The sequence below is a fragment of the Pseudomonas sp. YNh genome, assembly GCF_037993085.1.
Lineage (GTDB): Bacteria > Pseudomonadota > Gammaproteobacteria > Pseudomonadales > Pseudomonadaceae > Aquipseudomonas > Aquipseudomonas putida.
Map to the genome: position 1 here is coordinate 1 of NZ_JBBMRJ010000088.1, position 656 is coordinate 656.

The 656-nt window shown below is 61.7% G+C and carries 1 protein-coding gene; it reads right to left on the reverse strand.

The annotated features are described in order from the left end of the window. The coding region (locus WF331_RS29160) for a thiamine pyrophosphate-dependent enzyme (RefSeq protein ID WP_340623571.1) at nt 1-656 on the reverse strand (656 nt) is incomplete at both ends.

Sequence of the window (656 nt, forward strand, 5' to 3'; positions counted from 1 at the left end):
GCACCGTAGGCTTCGGCGTATTTGACGAAGTCCGGGTTGCCGTAGTCCAGGCCGAAATCGGTGAAGCCCATGTTGGCCTGCTTCCAGCGGATCATGCCGTAGCCATCGTCACGCAGGATCACCACGGTGATGTGCATGCCAAGGCGTACAGCCGTTTCCAGCTCCTGGCTGTTCATCATGAAGCCGCCATCGCCGCACACCGAGATCACCGGGCGGTCCGGGTGCACCAGGTGCGCCGCCATGGCCGATGGCAGGCCGGCGCCCATGGTGGCCAAGGCGTTGTCTAGCAGCACGGTGTTCGGTTTGTGCGCCTTGTAGTTGCGGGCGAACCAGATCTTGTAGATGCCGTTGTCCAGGGCAACGATGCCTTCGGACGGCAGTACGCGACGGATGTCGGCCACCAGGCGCTGTGGGTAGACCGGGAAGCGGTTGTCATCAGCGCCTTCGGCGATCTGTGCTTCGTTGGCTTCACGGATGGCCATCAGGCGGGTGAAGTCCCAGTGCGACGTCTCAGTCAGGGCTTCACCGATCTGCCACACGGCGTTGGCGATGTCACCGATCACTTCGACCTGCGGGAAGTAAACAGCATCGACTTCGGCAGAGCGGAAGTTGATGTGGATGACTTCGGTACCACCACGGACCATGAAGAACGGCGG